18 protein-coding genes are annotated in these 20,676 nt (G+C 54.6%); 10 read left to right on the forward strand and 8 right to left on the reverse strand.

What is annotated here, in order from left to right; genetic code table 11:
- Positions 1-26: 26 nt before the first annotated feature.
- Positions 27-230 carry a putative selenium delivery protein YdfZ gene (ydfZ, locus tag HV107_RS22510; RefSeq protein WP_014070153.1) on the reverse strand — a complete coding sequence of 68 codons (204 nt, stop codon included), beginning with the start codon at positions 228-230 and terminating at the stop codon, positions 27-29.
- 287 nt (positions 231-517) lie between these two features.
- Between ydfZ and HV107_RS22515 the strand changes: the two genes are divergently transcribed.
- Positions 518-949 (forward strand): universal stress protein, encoded by a 432-nt coding sequence (locus tag HV107_RS22515; RefSeq protein WP_182060922.1) that lies wholly within the window; start codon positions 518-520, stop codon positions 947-949.
- A 43-nt stretch (positions 950-992) separates the two neighbouring features.
- On the opposite strand, the gene HV107_RS22520 is transcribed toward HV107_RS22515, so the two are convergent.
- Together HV107_RS22520 and ydfG are read right to left on the reverse strand one after the other, a co-directional pair.
- Positions 993-1,679: a GntR family transcriptional regulator gene (locus HV107_RS22520; protein WP_182060923.1), complete on the reverse strand. Its 687-nt coding sequence runs from the start codon at positions 1,677-1,679 to the stop codon at positions 993-995.
- Positions 1,680-1,770: 91 nt separating this feature from the next.
- The gene (gene ydfG, locus HV107_RS22525; protein WP_182060924.1) at positions 1,771-2,517 is read right to left on the reverse strand and encodes a bifunctional NADP-dependent 3-hydroxy acid dehydrogenase/3-hydroxypropionate dehydrogenase YdfG; all 747 of its coding nucleotides are present in this window, start codon (positions 2,515-2,517) and stop codon (positions 1,771-1,773) included.
- Positions 2,518-2,660: 143 nt separating this feature from the next.
- Here ydfG and dcp point away from each other — a divergent pair, with 143 nt between their 5' ends.
- Positions 2,661-4,691: a peptidyl-dipeptidase Dcp gene (gene dcp / locus HV107_RS22530; RefSeq protein WP_182060925.1), complete on the forward strand. Its 2,031-nt coding sequence runs from the start codon at positions 2,661-2,663 to the stop codon at positions 4,689-4,691.
- Positions 4,692-4,794: 103 nt separating this feature from the next.
- On the opposite strand, the gene HV107_RS22535 is transcribed toward dcp, so the two are convergent.
- Positions 4,795-5,784 carry a 2-hydroxyacid dehydrogenase gene (locus HV107_RS22535; RefSeq protein WP_182060926.1) on the reverse strand — a complete coding sequence of 330 codons (990 nt, stop codon included), beginning with the start codon at positions 5,782-5,784 and terminating at the stop codon, positions 4,795-4,797.
- Between the two features lie 394 nt (positions 5,785-6,178).
- On the opposite strand from HV107_RS22535, the gene HV107_RS22540 reads away from it, so the two are divergent.
- Genes HV107_RS22540 through HV107_RS22550 form a run of 3 tightly spaced genes read left to right on the forward strand, consistent with a single transcriptional unit; the run spans position 6,179 to position 9,337 of the window.
- The gene (locus HV107_RS22540) at positions 6,179-8,821 is read left to right on the forward strand and encodes a YdbH family protein (protein ID WP_182060927.1); all 2,643 of its coding nucleotides are present in this window, start codon (positions 6,179-6,181) and stop codon (positions 8,819-8,821) included.
- Positions 8,818-9,009: a YnbE family lipoprotein gene (locus tag HV107_RS22545; RefSeq protein WP_014070162.1), complete on the forward strand. Its 192-nt coding sequence runs from the start codon at positions 8,818-8,820 to the stop codon at positions 9,007-9,009. Before HV107_RS22540 ends, HV107_RS22545 begins: the two co-directional genes overlap by 4 nt.
- A gap of 7 nt (positions 9,010-9,016) precedes the next feature.
- Positions 9,017-9,337, forward strand: coding sequence for a YdbL family protein (locus HV107_RS22550; RefSeq protein WP_182060928.1), 321 nt, complete (start codon positions 9,017-9,019; stop codon positions 9,335-9,337).
- On the opposite strand, the gene feaR is transcribed toward HV107_RS22550, so the two are convergent.
- Complete coding sequence (gene feaR, locus HV107_RS22555) at positions 9,338-10,246, reverse strand: transcriptional regulator FeaR (protein ID WP_182060929.1); 909 nt, start codon at positions 10,244-10,246, stop codon at positions 9,338-9,340. It lies immediately after the preceding gene.
- A gap of 241 nt (positions 10,247-10,487) precedes the next feature.
- On the opposite strand from feaR, the gene HV107_RS22560 reads away from it, so the two are divergent.
- Positions 10,488-11,987, forward strand: coding sequence for an aldehyde dehydrogenase family protein (locus HV107_RS22560; RefSeq protein ID WP_182060930.1), 1,500 nt, complete (start codon positions 10,488-10,490; stop codon positions 11,985-11,987).
- A gap of 59 nt (positions 11,988-12,046) precedes the next feature.
- Here HV107_RS22560 and HV107_RS22565 read toward each other — a convergent pair whose 3' ends face one another.
- The 3 genes from HV107_RS22565 to paaZ form a co-directional block, all read right to left on the reverse strand.
- Positions 12,047-13,153, reverse strand: coding sequence for a GGDEF domain-containing protein (locus HV107_RS22565; protein WP_182060931.1), 1,107 nt, complete (start codon positions 13,151-13,153; stop codon positions 12,047-12,049).
- A gap of 260 nt (positions 13,154-13,413) precedes the next feature.
- Entirely contained in the window at positions 13,414-15,687 is a 2,274-nt protein-coding gene (gene tynA / locus HV107_RS22570) for a primary-amine oxidase (protein ID WP_182060932.1), read from the reverse strand.
- A 165-nt stretch (positions 15,688-15,852) separates the two neighbouring features.
- On the reverse strand, positions 15,853-17,898 hold the full coding sequence (gene paaZ, locus HV107_RS22575) for a phenylacetic acid degradation bifunctional protein PaaZ (protein ID WP_182060933.1): 2,046 nt from the start codon (positions 17,896-17,898) through the stop codon (positions 15,853-15,855).
- A gap of 284 nt (positions 17,899-18,182) precedes the next feature.
- On the opposite strand from paaZ, the gene paaA reads away from it, so the two are divergent.
- The 4 genes from paaA to paaD are packed head-to-tail and all read left to right on the forward strand — an operon-like array spanning position 18,183 to position 20,676.
- On the forward strand, positions 18,183-19,112 hold the full coding sequence (gene paaA / locus HV107_RS22580; RefSeq protein WP_182060934.1) for a 1,2-phenylacetyl-CoA epoxidase subunit PaaA: 930 nt from the start codon (positions 18,183-18,185) through the stop codon (positions 19,110-19,112).
- Between the two features lie 12 nt (positions 19,113-19,124).
- The gene (paaB, locus tag HV107_RS22585) at positions 19,125-19,412 is read left to right on the forward strand and encodes a 1,2-phenylacetyl-CoA epoxidase subunit PaaB (RefSeq protein WP_182060935.1); all 288 of its coding nucleotides are present in this window, start codon (positions 19,125-19,127) and stop codon (positions 19,410-19,412) included.
- Positions 19,413-19,420: 8 nt separating this feature from the next.
- On the forward strand, positions 19,421-20,167 hold the full coding sequence (paaC, locus tag HV107_RS22590; RefSeq protein ID WP_182060936.1) for a 1,2-phenylacetyl-CoA epoxidase subunit PaaC: 747 nt from the start codon (positions 19,421-19,423) through the stop codon (positions 20,165-20,167).
- 11 nt (positions 20,168-20,178) lie between these two features.
- Positions 20,179-20,676, forward strand: a complete 498-nt coding sequence (gene paaD / locus HV107_RS22595) for a 1,2-phenylacetyl-CoA epoxidase subunit PaaD (protein WP_182060937.1) — start codon at positions 20,179-20,181, stop codon at positions 20,674-20,676.

A 20,676-nucleotide genomic window follows, 5' to 3' on the forward strand; every position in this document is an offset into this window, starting at 1 on the left:
GTTCGCGGCGGCATGTTCCGCACGTTTTAGTGCATACCAAGGCGAATCAGTTCTATCGGTTCAAACTTCCCTTCGCATCCTTCCACTTCAACCGTTTTGCTACGACGCACATGTGCGGCATCCAGGCCGTTGCTGTGAATCGCTTTAATAATGCCGGTGCGGCCTGTGCCGTTAATCATCACGCGGCTGCCTGTGGTAATTGCGTTACGGTTACGATCGTAAGTCATCATGGTATTTTCTCCTCTCTTGCTTAGCCGTTACGGCGATATTCATCTCTTGCCGCTTTCGGAGAACTATAAATACGCCTCTCAGCCACGCATTTTTTTGTTTTTGATCAAACTCACACTTTTTTCTCAATTTTCGTAGGGGTTGACGTAACCCAACAGGTATTTACAAAGCGGACAGTTATTTTCTTTTATTGATAGTTTCTGCATGTGACTGTTTAAGGTTTGTTTATATAGCGAATGTCACTCTGTATTCAGAAAATAACTCTTCAGCGGAATAAGGAGCCAGGCTTATGTATAAAAACATTTTGATGCCTGTAGATGTGTTTGAAATGGATTTGAGCGATAAAGCGGTGCGCCACGCAGAAAATCTGGCGAAGTCAGAAGGGGCGGCGATCACGCTGGTGAACATCCTGCCCAGCAGCAGTCGCTCTCTTCTGCGCGGCTTCAACGCGGATATCAAGAAGTTTGAAGAATACATGACGAATGAGTCAGAAAAAAAGATGGGCGAATTAAAACGCTTGTTTGATATAGCACCAGAGAATATTCATTGCACGGTACGCTTTGGTAACGTCCGCGATGAAATTATCGCCATGAGCAAAGAAGGCGAATATGACATCATTGTTATTGGTTCGAAAAACCCAACCATTACAACGCATTTGCTTGGTTCAAATGCGGAATCAATATTACGCTACGCCAGAATCCCGGTATTAGTGGTTCGCTAATATCACCGCCGCATCCCCCGAAAGTTGAGGGATGCGGCAGACATTAATCTTCGCTAAACCAGTCGCTATTTTCTTGTCGAATTAACTGCACTGATTCGCTGATTTCTTGTAAATGTAGCGTCATCGCTTTTTCTACCCCATCAGGATCGCGTTTTTCCAGCGCCTTAAAAATATCATGGTGCTGACGAAGCAGCATTTCCGGCGGCGAGACGTGATCCAGACTCATATAACGCACGCGGTCGATGGTAGCTTTGATATTCTCGATAGTGTCCCAAGCAAGCTGACAATCGGCAATTTGCGCCAGTTTTTGATGGAATTCATCGTCAAGCTGGAAAAAGTCATTTAGCTGCTTGCGATCGATAGCAATTCGTTGCTGATGCAGGTTTTGCTCCAGCAGGTAACACTGATTGTCGTCGATAAACGAAGCGGCACGGCGTGCGACGGCGCACTCAATGGCCTGGCGTACAAAACAGCCGTTACGTACCTGAGAAAGTGAAATCTTATTCACATAGCTGCCGCGCTGAGGGCGGATCTGAATCAAACCGTTTTCAGCGAGTTTAATAAATGCTTCGCGAACGGGCTGACGAGAAACGTCAAAACGCACCGACACTTCTTTTTCAGAAAGAGGCGTTCCCGGCGGGATCAGGCAATGCACGATATCACGTCGCAAAATGCGATAGATTTGCTGATTAACAGGCTGGGTAGGGTTGAGTTGCGATTCAGCGGCCATGGGTTGTGATTTCTCAGAGAGTTAACGCGAACATACTACCATTCTTTTGCCTGCCATCACAGACCCGGCCCGCAGGCCGGGTAGGGGTCGATTAACCGCGATGCACGCTAAGTCCGGCAAAGCTCTGGCTAACCGGCATCATTTCAACGGTGTTGATGTTGACGTGTTTTGGCAGCGTTGCCACCCACCAGACCGCTTCGGTAATATCTTCCGGCGTCAGCGCATTGGCGTTTTCATAGGTTTTGTCGGCTTTAGTATCATCGCCTTTGAAGCGCACGTTAGAGAATTCAGTACCGCCCACCAGACCCGGCTCGATATCCGTAACGCGAATTGCCGTTCCGTGCAGGTCGGTGCGCAGGTTGAGGCTGAACTGACGAACAAAGGCTTTGGTCGCACCGTAGACGTTACCGCCCGCGTAAGGCCAGCTGCCTGCGGTGGAGCCGATGTTAATCACATGGCCACGATTACGCTCAACCATTCCTGGCAGAACCGCGCGCGTCATGTACACCAGGCCTTTGTTGTTGGTGTCGATCATGTTTTCCCAGTCTTCCACGCTGGCTTTGTGTGCAGGCTCCAGGCCCAGCGCCAGACCGGCATTGTTGACCAGCACGTCAATGGCGCGCCATTCAGCAGGCAGATTGGCAATCATCTCTTCGATTGCAGCACGGTTGCGGACGTCCAGTTGCGCCGTCAGGATGCTGTCGCCCAGCTCGTCTTTCAGCTCCTGCAAACGCTCCTGACGACGGCCTGTTGCAATCACTTTATGGCCGTTGGCAACGAAACGGCGCGTGATGCTTTCACCAAAACCTGCCGTCGCCCCGGTAACTAAAATAATCATCTCACTGTTCCTCAACGCTTTTTATGTTGTACTAACATAGCACGCTCTCAGGGAGCGCGTTAAGGCAACTTTTCTATGTCAGGATTGCAGGCGGTGAGCGGCTGTCCTACTCTGGGGGGATATCCCGTTCTCAGGAGTCAACGATGTCGGCCAGTAATCCTTTTTTTGAAATCAGCCTGTTACCTTACCAGGCTCCGCGTTTCGACGTCATTAACGATAGCCACTATCGTCCGGCATTTGATGAAGCTATGCGCCAGAAGCGCGCCGACATTGATGCCATCATTGCGCAAACAACACCACCCGATTTCACCAACACCGTGCTGGCGCTGGAAAAAAGCGGCGCCATGCTGTCGCGCGTCAATAGCGTGTTTTTCGCCATGACGTCGGCGCACACCAATGATTATTTACAGGAGCTGGACGAGGCGTTTTCAACCGAGCTGGCAGGGCTTGCCAACGATATCTGGCTGAACGAAACGCTCTTTTCCCGCGTAGAAGCCGTCTGGCAGGAAAGAGCAACGCTGGATGCGGAATCCCGCCGTCTGGTGGAAGAAACCCATCAGCACTTTGTGCTGGCAGGTGCGCGCCTGAACGCTGGCGAAAAAGCTGAACTGAAATCCCTGAACACCGAGTCCGCCTCTCTGACAAGCCAGTTTAACCAGCGCCTGCTGGCGGCGGATAAAACGGGTGGGCTGGTGGTGGATTATGTTCACCAGCTTGAAGGCCTCAGTGCCGATGAAATTGCGACTGCCGCCCAGGCAGCGGCTGAAAAGGGGCTGAACGATCGCTGGCTTATCCCGTTGCTTAATACCACGCAACAGCCTGCGCTTTCGGCACTCGAAAACCGTCAGACGCGTGAAAACCTGTTCAAAGCTGGTTGGCTGCGCACTCAGAAGGGTGATGAAAATGATACCCGCGAACTGATACTACGCCTGGCAGCATTACGTGCGCGTCAGGCCCAGCTGTTAGGATTCGAAAGCTACGCAAGCTGGAGCACCGCCGATCAAATGGCCAAAACACCTGACGCCGCGCTTACGTTTATGCGCGGTATTGTCCCGGCGGCGCGTGGCCGGGCGGAACAGGAGCTGGCGGATATCCAGAAAGTGATCGACGACGAACAAGGCGGATTCACCGCGCAGGCCTGGGACTGGTCGCTTTACGCTGAGCGCGTGCGCTTAGGGAAATACGCCCTCGATGAGTCGCAAATTAAACCTTACTTTGCGCTCAATAACGTGCTGCAAGATGGCGTGTTCTGGGCCGCCAGCCAGCTGTTTGGCATTAGTTTCGTCGAGCGTTTTGATATTCCGGCATATCACCCGGATGTCCGTGTGTGGGAAATATTCGACCACACAGGCGAAGGGATGGCGTTGTTCTATGGTGATTTCTTTGCCCGTGACTCAAAAGGCGGCGGGGCGTGGATGGGCAATTTCGTGGAGCAATCTTACGAATTCGCCGCGCGTCCGGTTATTTATAACGTCTGCAATTATCAAAAACCGGCTAACGGGCAAACGGTGCTGATCTCCTGGGATGATGTGGTCACGCTGTTCCACGAATTTGGTCATACCCTGCATGGCCTGTTTGCCAGCCAGCGCTACGCCACGCTTTCCGGCACCAATACGCCGCGTGATTTTGTAGAATTCCCGTCGCAAATTAACGAACACTGGGCCAGCCATCCGCAGGTGTTTGCCCATTATGCGCGGCATTACGAAACGGGCGAACCGATGCCGGAAGCGCTGCGTGATAAGATGTTAAATGCTACCCAGTTCAATAAAGGCTACGACATGACGGAGCTGCTGAGTGCCGCGTTGCTCGACATGAACTGGCATGGGATTGCTGAACCGGTGGAAGATGTTGATACGTTTGAATCTGCCGCGCTTAAAAAAGAAGGCCTGGATCTTCATGCTGTTCCCCCGCGTTATCGCAGCAGCTATTTCGCCCATATTTTTGGTGGCGGTTACGCGGCAGGGTATTACGCGTATCTGTGGACGCAAATGCTGGCGGACGATGGCTATCAGTGGTTTGTTGAGCAGGGCGGGTTAACGCGTGAAAACGGGCAGATATTCCGTGACGCAATTTTATCGCGAGGCAACAGCAGTGACCTGGAAGCGCTGTACCGTGACTGGCGCGGGCACAATCCAAAGATTGAGCCGATGTTGAAGAATCGTGGGTTGAGTTAAGGGGGGCAGTGCACCGCCACCACCCTGGCTCCCGGCAAGAAAAACGGCAACCCGAAGGTTGCCGTTTGTTTATTTCTCGCCGTCACTACCCGGCATCACACCTTTACGCCAGTTCGTTAGGGCAGGCTTCACCCTTTTCCAGCTGCTGCAAATTACCCAGCGTGGTTTCTGAAATGCTGATTAACGCTTCGGCAGTCAGGAACGCCTGGTGACCGGTGAACAACACGTTATGACAGGCGGACAGACGACGGAACACGTCATCCTGGATAACGTCGTTAGACTTGTCTTCAAAGAACAGGTCACGTTCATTCTCATACACGTCCATACCCAGCGCGCCAATTTTCTGGGTTTTCAACGCTTCGATAGCCGCCTGCGAGTCAATCAGACCACCACGGCTGGTGTTGATGATCATCACGCCGTCTTTCATCTGGTCAAACGCCGTCTGGTTGAGCAGGTGATAGTTTTCCGGCGTCAGCGGACAGTGCAGGGAAATCACGTCAGACTGGGAAAAGAGCGTTTGCAGATCGACATATTCCACGCCCAGCTCCAGCGCGGCTGCACTTGGATACGGATCAAATGCCAGCAGACGCATACCAAAGCCTTTCAGAATGCGCAGGGTAGCAATGCCGATTTTACCGGTGCCAATCACGCCAGCGGTTTTGCCGTACATGGTGAAACCGGTCAGGCCTTCAAGAGAGAAGTTCGCATCACGGGTACGCTGATACGCGCGGTGAATGCGACGGTTCAGCGACATCATCATCCCGATAGCGTGTTCAGCGACCGCTTCAGGTGAGTAAGCCGGAACGCGAACGACCTTCAGGCCCAGTTCTTTAGCGGCATCAAGGTCAACGTTGTTAAAGCCCGCGCAGCGCAGGGCGATATACTTCACGCCATGTCTTTTCAGCTCTTCCAGAACAGGGCGGCTACCGTCGTCGTTCACAAAGATACAGACACCTTCACAGCCGTGAGCCGTTTTGGCCGTTTTTTCAGTCAGCAGAAAGTCGAAAAATTCAAGTTCGAATCCGTAAGCCTCGTTAACATGTTGCAGATACTTTTTATCGTACTGCTTTGTGCTATATACCGCGAGTTTCATAAGACTTTCTCCAGTGATTTTGCATTCACGTTAGCATGATTAAAATAATCTTACAATTTATAAAATATTATTGAATTCAATAGGTTCTATGGATAATTCTAGAGCATCTGCGGGCAATAACCCTAGGGTATTCCAACCACAGGGGTTTCTTTCGCAGATATTTTGCACAGGGAATGTCACCGCTGGTTTTGCGACATCCAGCGCTACGGACTTCTAATCAGCAGGTCCGCAGAGTACGGATTCGAAACCCTGCGACGATAAACGAAATTTTACCTATGCCCGATGGTGCATCTATCCTAAAGAATGGCGTTCTCTTCAACTGACTGGCTAAACATGCGACAATGATCGGCACTGTCGGCTTATTTTTTACAATAAATCAGGATATTAACTGCCCATGAAGGGTAAATACAAAGCCGCGCTCGCGCTTCTACTGCTGATAATACTTTTGCCGCTGACGCTGCTGATGACGCTCGCCCAGTGGGTGCCTACGCTTGCCGGAGTCTGGCTACCCGTGGGGACGCGTATCGCCTTTGAAAAAAGCCCCCGTCTGACTCGCCATTCGATAGTTATCCCGGATCTCCGATATCTGGTTGAAGACTGTGAGATTGCCAGAGTCGAAAACGCGACACTGTCACATCCCAGCCGCTGGAAGATGGATATTGGTGCGCTGGATCTCAACACCGCCTGTCTGAGCAAATTACCGCAAACCGCGCCGTCAACGGTCGCGCCCAAAACGCTGGCACAATGGCAGGCGCTGCTTCCCAACACCTGGATTAGCGTCCACCGGCTGACGCTCTCTCCATGGCAGCAATGGCAGGGTGAGCTCAAGGCGTCGCTAACGCCTGCCATACAAGAGCTGAGCTATAAGGGCGAGCAGGTCAACGTGCAGGGCAAATTGCACGGGCAAACATTGACCATCAGCCAGTTTGAAGCCCATCTGCCCGATTACCCGCAGCCTGTGTCGCTGGTGGGGGAATTCACCTTGCCACTGGTGCCAGACGGCGTGCCGGTTAAAGGTCATGCGGTGGCAACCTTTAATGTGCCGCAGCTCTCCTCGCTGGTAGATGCAGACCTGGACTGGGAGCAAAATCAGGGCCAACTGGTTGTGATGTCGCGCGATAACCCCGACCCGCTCCTCGACCTGCCATGGAAAATTACGCCTCAGCAGCTGTCCATCAGTGATGGTCGCTGGAACTGGCTCCTCTCCGGAATGCCACTGAGCGGGCGCATTGGTCTGAATATCGATAACTGGCAGCAGGGGCTGGAGAAAGCAACCCTCTCAGGCCGTCTTAACGTGCTGACGAAGGGCGATGCGGGCAAAGGTAACGCCGTGCTGATCATCGGGCCGGGTAAGCTCAGTATGGATAACAGCGATATGCCGCTGCATCTGAGTGGTGAAGCCAAACAAAATGATCTGATCCTTTACGCCATGCTACCGGCAAAACTGACCGGAAGCCTGAACGACCCGCAGCTGGCGTTCGAGCCAGGGGCGTTATTGCGTTCGCGCGGGCGTGTGATTGACTCCCTGAATATTGATGAAATTCGCTGGCCTTTAGCCGGTGTTAAGCTTGCCCGGAAGGGCGTAGACGGTCGTTTACAGGCCATCTTGCGCGCCCACGAAAATGAAATGGGGGATTTTGAGCTGCATCTGGATGGCCAGGCCAATGACTTCCTACCCGATAACGGCCTGTGGCGCTGGCGTTACTGGGGGAAAGGGAACTTCACGCCAATGAACGCGCGCTGGGATGTGGCCGGTAAAGGCGAATGGCGCGACAACGTTATCGAGCTTACCGATTTGTCGACGGGGTTCGACAAACTTCAGTACGGAACGATGCTGGTCACCACGCCACGTCTGGTGCTGGATAAACCGGTTCGCTGGTTACGCGATCCGGCTAACCCCCAGTTCAGCGGTGCGCTGTCACTGAATGCCGGACAAACCTCATTTTCCGGCGGCAGCGTGCTTCCTCCATCCGTGCTGACCTTTAGCGTAGAGGGCAACGACCCGACGATTTTCCAGTACAAAGGCTCCCTTCATGCGGGCGCAATTGGCCCGGTCCAGGTGAACGGGCGCTGGGATGGTGAACGCCTGCGCGGCCAGGCCTGGTGGCCAAAACAGTCCCTCACCGTGTTCCAGCCACTTCTTCCACCAGACTGGAAAATGATGCTGCGGGACGGCAATCTCTATGCGCAGGTGGCGTTCTCTGCCGCAGCGGGGCAAGGCTTTGAAGCCGGTGGCCATGGGGTACTGAAATCCGGCAGCGCCTGGATGCCGGATAACCAGATTAACGGCGTCGATTTTGTGTTGCCATTCCGCTTTAGCGAGGGTACCTGGTCGCTTGGCACGCGCGGCCCGGTCACTTTACGCATTGGCGAGGTCGTTAACCTGGTCACTGCGCGTAACATCACGGCAGATTTGCAGGGTGACTACCCGTGGAGTGAAGACAATCCGCTGCTGTTAACCAACGTTAGCGTCGATGCGCTTGGCGGCAAAATCACCATGCAGCAGCTGCGAATGCCGCAGCACGATCCGGCTCTGCTGCGGGTGAATAATATCTCGTCCAGCGAACTTATCAGCGCGGTTAACCCGAAGCAGTTTGCCGTGTCCGGCCCGGTAAGCGGGGCGCTGCCTTTCTGGCTGGACAATGAAAAATGGATAATCAAGGACGGCTGGTTAACCAACCCCGGCCCCATGACGCTGCGTATCGACAAAGACACGGCCGATGCCATTGTGAACGATAATATGGTTGCGGGGGCGGCAATTAACTGGCTCCGCTATATGGAGATTTCGCGTTCGTGGACGAGAATCAATTTAGATAATCTGGGTGAATTAACCATGCAGGCTACGATCAGTGGAACCAGCCGTGTGGACGGGAAAAGCAGTACCGTTCACCTTAATTACACCCATGACGAGAACGTCTTTACCCTCTGGCGCAGTCTGCGTTTTGGGGACAATCTGCAAACATGGTTTGAGCAACACGCGGCATTACCGAATATCAGCCGCAGTTCGACAGGCAAGGAAAGTGAGGAACAACAATGAAAAAGATGGCGGGTGTACTCACCGTGGCCGTAGTCGCGTTGCTGACAGGCTGTACGCCGCGTATTGAAGTTGCGGCGCCAAAAGAGCCAATTACCATCAATATGAACGTGAAAATTGAGCATGAGATCCATATCAAGGTCGATAAAGACGTCGAAACCTTGCTGAAATCGCGCAGCGATCTGTTCTGAGGACGCCATGAAACGAATATTAGCTCTTACTTTACTGGCGCTGGGCATGAACGTGCATGCTGCAACACTCACCCTGAATGAGGCGCGAGCCGAGGGGCGCGTAGGAGAAACGCTGAGCGGCTATATCGCGCCACTGCGTCAGGATGCAGAAACCCTGGCCCTGGTAAATCAGATCAATGCCGCGCGGACCGAAAGCTATCAGAAACTGGCCGACAGCAACAATCTGCCGGTGGATGAAGTGGCGAAAATGGCAGGCCAAAAGCTGGTCGCCAGGGCGCAGCCGGGTGAGTACGTGAAGGGCATTAACGGGAAATGGCTGAAAAAGTAGTTAGCGGCAACGCTTACGATACTCGCCAGGCGACACGCCAAAGCGCTGCTTAAACGCCGTTGAAAAATGGCTATGGTCAGCAAACCCCCAGCTATAGCCAATCCCCGCCAGCTTTTCATCATCGCTGGCGGCGCGCAACACCTGCGCACACAGGTCGAGACGGCGGTTTTTAATATACTGCGCAACCACCAGTCCCTTATCGGCAAACATACGGTACAGACTGCGCACCGACATCCCGCTTTCAGTGGCGATCCATTCCGGGCGTAAAGCTTCAGACTGAATATGGTCATCAATCAGGGACAGCACGTTCTGGAACTGACGCTCTTTGCGTGGCTGGACCGCTTCGCGCTGCTGAAATGCAGGACGCAGCAGGCAAACCATGGCCTCAAGTGCCGCTTCACTCTCTAAATCACTCAGGTCGGCGTTGCCCATACTCTCCTGCAACAGGCGGTGGCTCAGCTGCACCGTTGGCAGGCTGCGCGATAGCGTAAGCGCACAGCTAACTTCCTGGAAACGGCACTGTTGCTCAATAATCTGACGGGGAACAAGCAGCGAAATCTGGCGGGATTTTTCCTGCCAGTAAATCGAGCAGGGGCGTGAAGCATCAATCAAGGTGATATCACCCGTTTTAAGAATGGAGCGGCGATCGTCCTGCTCCAGCTCAGCGCTGCCTTCAAGCTGAAACACGGTATAAAACCAGGCATCGTTGCCGTTTTTAATCTCCTGTCGGGTACGAAACAGGTTCACACCACCGGCTGTAACGGTGCTGAGTTTCAGACTACGGGCATAGCTGGTTTCCAGTTCGCCAATGAACTCACCCTCTAACGGGCGAGCGTCAAAACGCCCACAAACCTGGTTAATTTGCGCCAGCCACTGCTGATATTTTTCCTGCTCGCTTGCACACGCCATCGTTTATCTCGCTGCACTTTCAATGTTTTTGCATTGTTGCATTTGTGTTGCATTTTGTCAGAGCCATGAGGCTGACTATAGGAAAGAACACTCATCGGGAACAGTGTTATAAGCGGGAATTATCATGTTTTGCGGAGCCTGTCACAGGTGGCAAAGCGAATGTCACACAGACAAAAGCGGTAATGCAAAACGCCTCTTAGACTGCAATAACACCCTGCGAATAATAACGAAGGAGTACCCTATGTCTGAATCACAGGTCGCAGTCCTGCCAGGCGTACAGCAGTTTTTAGATAGACATCATGGACTGTGGATTGAAGGCCGTCAGGCTGCATCCGACAGTGAAAAACGCCTGAGCGTGTATAACCCGGCAACCGGTGAAGTCATTGCCTCCACCGCCGATGCCAGCGTAGCGGATGTCGATCGCGCGGTGATGTCCGGCTGGCGTGCCTTTGTGGCCCGCAGCTGGGCCGGAAAACTGCCCGCTGAGCGCGAGCGTATTCTGCTGCGTTTCGCCGATCTGGTCGAACAACACAGCGAAGAGCTGGCGCAGCTTGAAACCCTGGAGCAGGGCAAATCCATCAATATTTCCCGCGCCTTTGAAGTGGGATGCACCCTTAACTGGATGCGTTACACCGCCGGGCTGACCACCAAAATTGCGGGCAAAACGCTCGACCTTTCTATTCCATTGCCACAGGGTGCACGCTATCAGGCCTGGACGCGCAAAGAGCCGGTTGGCGTGGTCGCCGGGATTGTGCCGTGGAACTTCCCACTGATGATTGGCATGTGGAAAGTGATGCCAGCGCTGGCGGCAGGGTGTTCGATTGTGATTAAGCCGTCCGAAACCACGCCGCTGACCATGCTGCGCGTGGCGGAGCTGGCAAGCGAAGCTGGCATTCCCGATGGCGTGTTTAACGTGGTGACCGGCAGCGGCGCCGTGTGTGGCGCGGCGTTAACCTCTCATCCGCACATTGCCAAAATCAGCTTTACCGGCTCCACGGCGACGGGCAAACAGATCGCCCGCACTGCGGCAGATACGCTGACGGGCGTGACGCTGGAACTGGGCGGTAAAAACCCGGCCATCGTCCTGAAAGATGCCGACCCGGCCTGGGTGATTGAAGGTCTGATGACCGGCAGCTTCCTCAACCAGGGACAGGTGTGCGCGGCAAGCTCGCGTATTTATATTGAAGCACCGCTGTTTGATACCCTGGTGAGCGGTTTTGAGCAGGCAGTAAAATCCCTGAGCGTGGGCCCGGGCATGTCACAGCAGGCGTTTATTAACCCGCTGGTGTCGCGCGCTCACTGTGACAAGGTTCAGACATTCCTCGATGAAGCGAAGTCGCGCAACGCGGAGCTTATCACCGGCAACCGTGGCCCGGATGGGCAGGGCTATTATGTCTCGCCAACGCTTGTGGTGAACCCGGAGGCCAGCCTGCGTCTGACGCGTGAAGAGGTGTTTGGCCCGGTGGTTAACCTGGTCCGGGTGGCTGATGGCGAAGAGGCTTTACAGCTGGCGAACGATACGGAATATGGGCTGACGGCAAGCGTCTGGACGCAGAACATGAGCAAAGCGCTGGAGTACACCGACAGACTCCAGGCTGGCACCGTGTGGGTGAACAGCCATACGCTGATCGACGCCAACCTGCCGTTTGGCGGCATGAAGCAGTCTGGCACCGGGCGTGATTTTGGCCCGGACTGGCTGGATGGCTGGTGCGAGACTAAGTCGGTTTGTGTGCGGTATTAAGCCACTCTGTTATTTTAGTTTTGCAGGCCGGGTAAGGCGCAGCCGCCACCCGGCATTTTTTAATGCGACCACCGGTCCCGACCGGCTTCTTTCGCCCGGTACAGCGCCGCATCGGCGCGAGCGATAATCTCCGTCCCGGCCAGACCCTCCTCCATGGCCGCAATGCCCATGCTGGCGGTAACCACACTACTCACTTTTGAGGTACTGTGCGGGATAGCCGCTGCGCGCAGGCCATCCTGAATACGCACGGCAACCTGTTCCGCCATGTTTTCCGGGCAGTCGAACAGGATCACCACAAACTCCTCGCCGCCATAGCGAGACACGACATCGTGCGGCGTACGCACCGATTTCTTCAACACCTGCGCCACGCGCATCAGGCAGTCATCACCGGCCTGGTGGCCGTAAGTGTCGTTATAAAGCTTGAAATAATCGACATCAAGCATAATCAGCGAGAAGGCTTTTTTCTGATCAACTGCGTTCTCCAGCACGGTTTCCATCGCTCGCCGGTTTGCCGTCTGGGTTAATGCATCCAGATGTGCCAGCGCATCGAGCCGCAAAATTAAGCGCTGGTTCTGCTGGTTGCGCCGCCAGGCCTCTTCGAACCAGCTCAACAGGATAAAGCGCCCGCAGATCAGAATAAGGGTAAACACAATCCAGATGACGGCAAAACGCAGGTTAACACCGTGGTTCAGGGCGATACTGGAAACGGGCAAGCTAAGCCACAGCGGTATAACAAAAGCCAACAGCCCGGAAGGGTGAAAATAGAGTGCCGTCATGCCCGCTAAAAGCAGCACAATGAAGATTGGCCATGCGTGAGGAAGTTGCACTAAAACGATTAACAGATACCCGCATATCGCCCACAGCAGGCTGCAAATAAACAAAACGATGCTGATCCCGGCGATATGTTGCCAGGCCATGACCAGCAGGGCCGCCGAGATAATGACAATCCCCAGCATTGAGGTATCCACCATCAACGCCAGCTGCTTCGTCGTACCAATCAGACTGTCGATATCACCAAACAGGACGTTGCGCAGCAGGAGCATGAGCGCGAAGCTCACGTTCACAAAAGCCAGCCACGGCAGATTCATTGCCAGGCCGTGACGCACCATCGATTTACGGGTAGGCCAGGTGGCGAGGTCGGACGTTATATTGTGTCTTTTTTCCATAGTGGCCAGTATCCCCATCCAAAGGGAGAAAGTGAAAATAGCGGGCGGGAAGTATCGCTCGTCTATGCGTTACAATGTCACAATGCTAAGTCAGAATTAAACGTTATTGATATATCCTGTCATAGCGTCCAGTTTGAACGTGTTGTAAGAGATAAAAAAAGAAGAAAGTATGAATAAATATAATCGGGGGAATGCGTTCGGCAACTGGCAGGATGGAAAAGAAGTAAAAAAACCGGGCGTTATGCCCGGCGTGTCTTAGGTTATTTATCGTCTTTTTTCTTGCCGAGCGTTGGCGTCTCGTCAAAGAAGTTCCACGGTTTCAGCAGGGTGTGAACCCATTCCGTTGGCATGATTGGCCACTCTTCGGCGCGGGCAACGTGGGTTGTGCCGGTTGTCATCCAGACCACATCATCTTCGTTGTTGAGCGACTCGTTATCCTTGCTGTACTGGCCAAGGCCCGTGTCGTGGGTGGAGCGGTTCGGGAATTTCCCTTCCGGGTACATCTCGTTCGGATGGTAACGCGTGACCCACAGCTGCTTGTCCATAAAGCTCAGACGATGGTAAATCCACTCATCCGGCGCAAATTTTGCCCCAGTGGCAACCGGGTGAGTACCGCCTGCATACGGGATAATCTGATACGACACCGGGTTACCCATGCGGTTTTCTTTGCTGGTATTGCTCAGCAGACGGATAGTGCCCGGGTCAAATTTCTGCGCGGCCTGTTGTTCAGTATCAATATTGTACTGATTAATCTGCATAGTACTGGTACGTGGGCCGCCCGCGGTGTTTGGCTTCACTTCAGGATCCATTGCCACCAGGCTGTTGTTGGTGCCATCCACATCCATATCCAGACGGAAGTTATAGATATGCTGGTGAGTGGTGCCGACGATGTTATGGTCGATCAGCGTGCCGTATTTGGTGTCGTCTTTGGCGGTGGCATCATGCATGGTTTTCGCCAGCACGCCTTTCACCGCTTCAATCCCGGTTGCACCGGCATCAATACCGATGGTGCCGTTTTCGTGGAACACCCAGTCAAAGATATAGTCGTAGTTACCCACGGTACTGACCCAGCGCACGACTAGCTCGCGGCGTTCGGTACTGACGTTTGGCTGACCCATCTCCTGATGTTTGTACTCAGGGCCCGCGTAGCGCTCGAAAATGGCGATGGCGCGTGGGATCTCCATTGGCGCACCGGTGTAATCCGGGATGGTTTCATTCAGCAATACGGCGTTAGACGGAACGTCTTTGCCGCGCACCAGCGGAGAGGTCAGGGTGCCCATACCGTAGTCGCCGGAATCCAGATACGCTTTGAAGTACCAGCCCACGTCAGGGTCGCCGTAAGGCACGATCATCCCGCCAAGAGAACCTTCGTACATAATCTGGCGTTTTTTGCCGTTATCGTTGTAGGTCACGGTAGAGATAACTGGCCCCACGCGGGAATCCAGACTCAGGTGGAAGTCCCAGTTCTGCCAGTGCACCATGTCACCGGTAATGGTGTAGTTCTTGCCTTCCGGCTCAATAATCTCGAGTGGTTTTTTCGGCGTTTCCACGCGGTCACGCCCATCATACGGACGCGGTGCCATTGGCACTGGCACCACGGCGCCTTCTTCGATTTTCTGGATTTTCTTCTGTTCCAGGTCGACAACGGCCACCAGGTTTTCAATCGGGTGCGCCCAGTAGTTACCGTCGCCGGTATCGAGATAGCTCACCACTTTCAGCAGGCGGTCTTCCTGCTTCAGGCCATCTTTGCCGTCAAAATAACCCACGGTCAGCGGGGTGGTGATCACTTTCTTCGGATCGGTTACGCCGTGCTTTTTCAGCGCTTCAACATATTCCGGGCTGTCATTGATAATCTGCTGTACGGCGGTGAAGTCATCAAGCAGCACCATACCGTGCGCATCCTTGACAGGCTCCCAGCTCAGCACTTTTTTGTCTTTCAGATCAACCAGGCTTTCAATGACGTGTTTACCGTCAAGCATAGTGACTTGCGCCTGGCGAGGGGAATCCACCGCCGTGCCGTTCAGTACGAAGTCCCAGACTTTGGCTTTTTCCGGCTCGGCCAGCGCAATCTGGGTGAAGCGGGTGTTAGGTTTAAAATCCGCAGAGGATTTCACAATCTCTACGGCTTGCTTAATTTCATCGGCAGATAACGCATTCAACGGGTGAGGGCGTTTCTCTACCTGGAAGGTCTGGTCGAGGCCTGACTGGAAAACATCGTTGATGAAGGTATCAGAGATAAAGGCTTTTTTGCCCTTCATCACCACGGGCACCTGTAACTTCAGGGTTTTGCCGTTGACGATCGCCGTTTTCGCACCTGGCTTGACCTTCACAAATGCCCCGTCTTTGGCGATGGTAAACATCTGAGCGTAATCATCCCATTGCACATCTGCGCCAAAGTCCTGAAGCGTTTTGTCCATCGGAACCATGTGCGCCTCACTGCCGTGGGCGAAAACAGGGGTTTGCCAGGCGCAAATCAGAGCAACTGCCATGGCCAGTGCCGTTTTACGGGCAGAAAAAGAAGAGTTGCTTCCCATCGTTGACCTCATTTTGTTTTGTTGTGTTTTTTGTGTTGTGCCAGCGTTATCCTGGCAGGGCTGTGTGAAAAGCGTTTGCCTGCATCTGCCAGGTTATTTGTCAGTCTTGCCAGGTTAAAAAAAGACCGGGGGTAAATCACATCCCCGGTCAATGTGCGTAACGTTTTACTCTGTGAAATCGCCTTGCTGGCGCGCCACCAGCGTCAAAATGGAATAGAGGGCAACGGCTTGCTGATGCTGGTTAAAAATTTCAACCGACCATTCCACTACGCCCGTCGGTTTTTCATCGGCGGCACGTTGTTTTTTCAGCGTTTTGCGTTTGCAGGTCAGGCGTACCTGAATGGTGTCGCCTGGCTTGACCGGCTCGATAAAGCGCAGGTTTTCCATGCCGTAGTTGGCAATCACCGGCCCCACGCCCGCATCCACAAACAGACCCGCAGCGGCGGAAATCAGGAAATAACCGTGGACCACGCGTTCGCCGAAGATAGACTCCGCCGCGCCAATTTTGTCCATGTGAGCGTAGAAATGGTCGCCGCTCAGGCAGGCAAAGTTGACGATATCGGCTTCCGTCAGGGTACGGCGCGGTGTCAGCAGGCTATCACCCGGCTGTAACTCCTCGAAGTATTTGCGGAACGGATGAACCCGGTCTTCCTGCACCTGCGCGCCGCGCACCCACTGTTTGCCGATCGCCGCCAGCATCGACGGGCTGCCCTGAATGGCCGTGCGTTGCAGGTAATGTTTTACTGCCCGCAAACCACCCAGCTCTTCACCGCCACCCGCGCGTCCCGGGCCACCGTGAACCAGTTGCGGCAGCGGAGAACCGTGTCCGGTAGATTCTTTGGCGGACTCTTCGTTAAGGATCTGAATGCGCCCGTGAGCGCGCGCCGCACCGGCAATAAACTGGCGGGCAATCGCTAAATCTGCCGTCACCAGCGTCCCGGCGAGGCTGCCGCCACCCGCACGGGCAAGCTGCATGGCGTGTTCGGCGGTGCGGTATGGCATCAGCGTGGCAACCGGGCCGAAGGCCTCAGTGGAATGGACTGCCGGGCTTTCATCAGGCTGAGGGCAGAAGAGCAGGGTTGGCGGGAAGAACGCACCAGCCGCCTGCATATCCGCTTTGCCCCCCAGGCGAACCTGGCAGCCTGCGGCAATCAGCAGATCCACTTTCTCCTGCACATCTGCGCGCTGTTCGTGGTTGACTAGTGCGCCCATTTTTACCCCTTCCTGCGTCGGGTCGCCCACCACCACTTTTTCCAGGCGGGCAATCAGCGCCTGGCTCACGGCATCCACCTGGCTTTGCGGCACAATGATGCGACGAATGGCGGTACATTTCTGCCCGGCTTTGGCGGTAATTTCCCGCACCACTTCGCGGATAAACAGGGCAAATTCTGGCTGTTCCGGCGTCACATCATCGCCCAGTACGCAGCAGTTCAGCGAATCGGCTTCCATGGTGAACGGAATGGAGTTGGCGACAATGTTCGGGTGTACGCGCAGGCTCTGCCCGGTGCTGGTGGAGCCGGTAAAGGTCACCACGTCCTGGCTGTCGAGCTGGCTCAGCAGATCCCCGGCACCGCCACAAATCAGGCTTATTGCCCCTTCCGGTACCAGGCCGCTGTCGACGATGGATTTCACCATTGCCTGCGTCACCTGCGCGGTGGCGGTAGCGGGTTTGATAATGGCGGGCATCCCGGCAAGCCAGGTCGGTGCCAGTTTTTCCAGCATTCCCCAGCAGGGGAAGTTAAAGGCGTTGATGTGTACCGCCACACCGGATTTGGACGTTAAGACGTGGCGTGCGGCAAACCCGCCTTCTTTTGACAACGGGATCAGTTCATCTTCCGGCCACAGCGTGTCGTCCGGCAGTTCGCGGCTGCCAAGGCTTGCGTAGGTGAAGAGGGTGCCGATACCGCCTTCGATATCGACCCAGCTATCGGCTTTGGTTGCCCCGGTTTGTGCCGACAGCGCATAGAACGCTGCTTTCTGGCTCAGCAGGTGTTTTGCCACCGCTTTGAGCATGGCTGCACGTTCAATAAAGGTCATGGCGCGAAGTGATTCACCGCCATGCTCAATGGCATAACGGCGAGCCGCCGCCATATCCAGACCCTCGCTGGTCACTTCCCACAGTGCTTCGCCGCTAATGGCATGGTGAATATGGCGCTCACGGCCCCGGCCAGACTGCCAGGTGCCGGACAAGAAGCTGGCTAACTGCTGCATTTCTTATCTCCAAGTGTTACATGATTTCACTATAAATACTTTGATCGTGAATCATAAAAATCAAGCGATGTTTTAATGAATTGTTAACATTGTGATCTCACCTGACGAAACACCCTTCCATTCTTCTTTGTGTTTGCCCCAGGTTTGAAAAGCCTTGCGAGCGATGTCACAAATTACACAAACGTTTCTTGGGGTTGTATTTAACCTTTGTGTAACTTTTAAGAAGCGAAGTGATTCACTATTTCACTTAACGTAATCAGTTAACGAATCATAAAGGTGATGATGTGACACAAGAACAACGCTTTGAGCAGCGCATCGCGCAGGAGACTGCCATCGAGCCACAGGACTGGATGCCTGATGCCTACCGCAAGACGCTGATCCGCCAGATTGGGCAACATGCGCACTCTGAAATTGTCGGGATGCTTCCTGAAGGGAACTGGATCACCCGCGCCCCGACGCTGAGACGCAAAGCGATTCTGCTGGCGAAAGTGCAGGACGAAGCCGGACACGGTTTGTATCTCTATAGTGCGGCTGAAACGCTGGGCTGCGCGCGGGAAGACATCTACCAGAAGATGCTCGACGGTCAGATGAAATACTCCTCCATTTTTAACTACCCGACGCTGAGCTGGGCTGATATCGGCGTGATCGGCTGGCTGGTGGACGGTGCCGCCATCGTGAACCAGGTGGCCCTGTGCCGTACCTCTTATGGCCCTTATGCCCGTGCGATGGTGAAAATCTGTAAAGAAGAGAGTTTCCATCAGCGTCAGGGCTTTGAAGCCTGCATGGCGCTGGCGCAGGGCAGTGGATCCCAGCGTCAGATGTTGCAGGACGCCATCAACCGTTTCTGGTGGCCGGCATTAATGATGTTCGGGCCAAATGATGACAACTCGCCAAACAGCGCCCGCAGCCTGGCCTGGAAAATCAAACGCTTTGGCAACGACGAGCTGCGCCAGCGTTTTGTTGATAACACCGTACCGCAGGTGGAAATGCTGGGCATGACCGTACCGGATGCCGACCTGCGTTTTGACGAAGAGAGCGGTCATTACCGCTTCGGTGAAATTGACTGGCACGAATTTGAAGACGTGATTAACGGGCGCGGCGTGTGTAACCACGAACGCCTGGCCGCAAAGCGAAAAGCCTGGGAAGACGGGGCGTGGGTGCGCGAAGCCGCACTGGTGCACGCAGAAAAACAGCGCGCCCGTCAGGTCGCATAAGAGGAAACAACAATGAGCAATGTTTACTGGCCGTTATACGAAGTTTTTGTGCGATCCAAACAAGGGTTGTCCCACCGTCATGTGGGTAGCCTCCACGCTGCCGACGCTAGCTTGGCGCTGGAAAATGCACGCGATGCTTACACCCGTCGCAGCGAAGGCTGTTCCATCTGGGTGGTGAAGGCGAGCGAGATCGTGGCTTCACAGCCGGAAGAGAGCGGTGAGTTCTTCGACCCGGCGGAAAGCAAGGTTTACCGCCATCCGACGTTTTACACCATCCCTGATGGCATCGAGCACATGTGAGGTCAGGGATGAAAACGACAACTGCATATGCCCTGCGTCTGGGCGATAACGGTCTGGTGCTTTCGCAGCGTCTTGGTGCCTGGTGCGGCCATGCGCCGGAGCTGGAAATTGACCTGGCGCTGGCCAACATCGGCCTTGATGTGCTTGGGCAGGCGCGTAATTTCCTGACCTACGCGGCAGAGCTGGAAGGCCTGGGCGATGAAGACACGCTGGCCTATGGCCGCGATGAGCGCCAGTTCCAGAATCTACTGCTGGTGGAACAACCAAACGGCAACTTCGCCGACACCATTGCCCGCCAGTACTTTATGGATGCCTGGCACGTGGAGCTGTTCAGCCGTTTAACCCAGAGCCGCGATCGCCAACTGGCCGCTATTGCCGCGAAGGCAATTAAAGAAGCGCGTTATCACCTGCGCTTTAGCCGTGGCTGGCTGGTCCGCCTGGGGGCAGGCACGGAACTGTCCGCACAGCGAATGCAGCAGGCGGTGGACAATCTGTGGCGCTTTACGGCAGAGCTGTTTGAAGCCGATGACGTTGAGCTGGCGCTGATTGAAGAAGGTATCGCCGTTGATCCGCGCGAACTGCGTCAGGGCTGGGAAAGCGAAGTCTTTGCCGGATTGCAGGAAGCCGGGCTGCATGTGCCGGAAGAAGTGGCGTATCGCACCGGCGGCAAGAAAGGGCTGCACACCGAACACCTGGGGCCGATGCTGGCAGAGATGCAATATCTCCAGCGCGTCAACCCGGGCCAGCAGTGGTAAGGAGAGCGGTTATGCAACGTTTCGTCGAGATTGCCCCTGCGGAAATCCCGCAAATCTGGTCGCTGTTAAGCCAGATCCCGGACCCGGAAGTGCCGGTTCTGACCATCACCGACTTAGGGATGGTTCGCAGCGTCACCGCGCAGGGCGAAGGTTGGGTGATTGGCTTTACGCCAACCTATTCGGGCTGCCCGGCAACGGAACACCTGTTGGGTGCCATTCGCGAAACGATGACGGCGCACGGTTTTACCCCTGTGCATATCGTGTTGCAGCTTGAGCCCGCCTGGACCACCGACTGGATGACTGCCGATGCCCGCGAACGCTTGCGTGAGTATGGCATCAGCCCGCCAGTCGGCCACAGCTGCCACGCCCATGCACCGGCTGAAGTCAGCTGCCCGCGCTGTGCCAGCACCGACACCTCGCTTATCAGTGAATTTGGTTCGACGGCCTGCAAGGCACTTTATCGCTGCAATAGCTGCCGTGAACCTTTCGACTATTTCAAATGTATTTGA

This window comes from Enterobacter sp. RHBSTW-00175, from assembly GCF_013927005.1.
Classification (GTDB): Bacteria; Pseudomonadota; Gammaproteobacteria; order Enterobacterales; family Enterobacteriaceae; genus Enterobacter.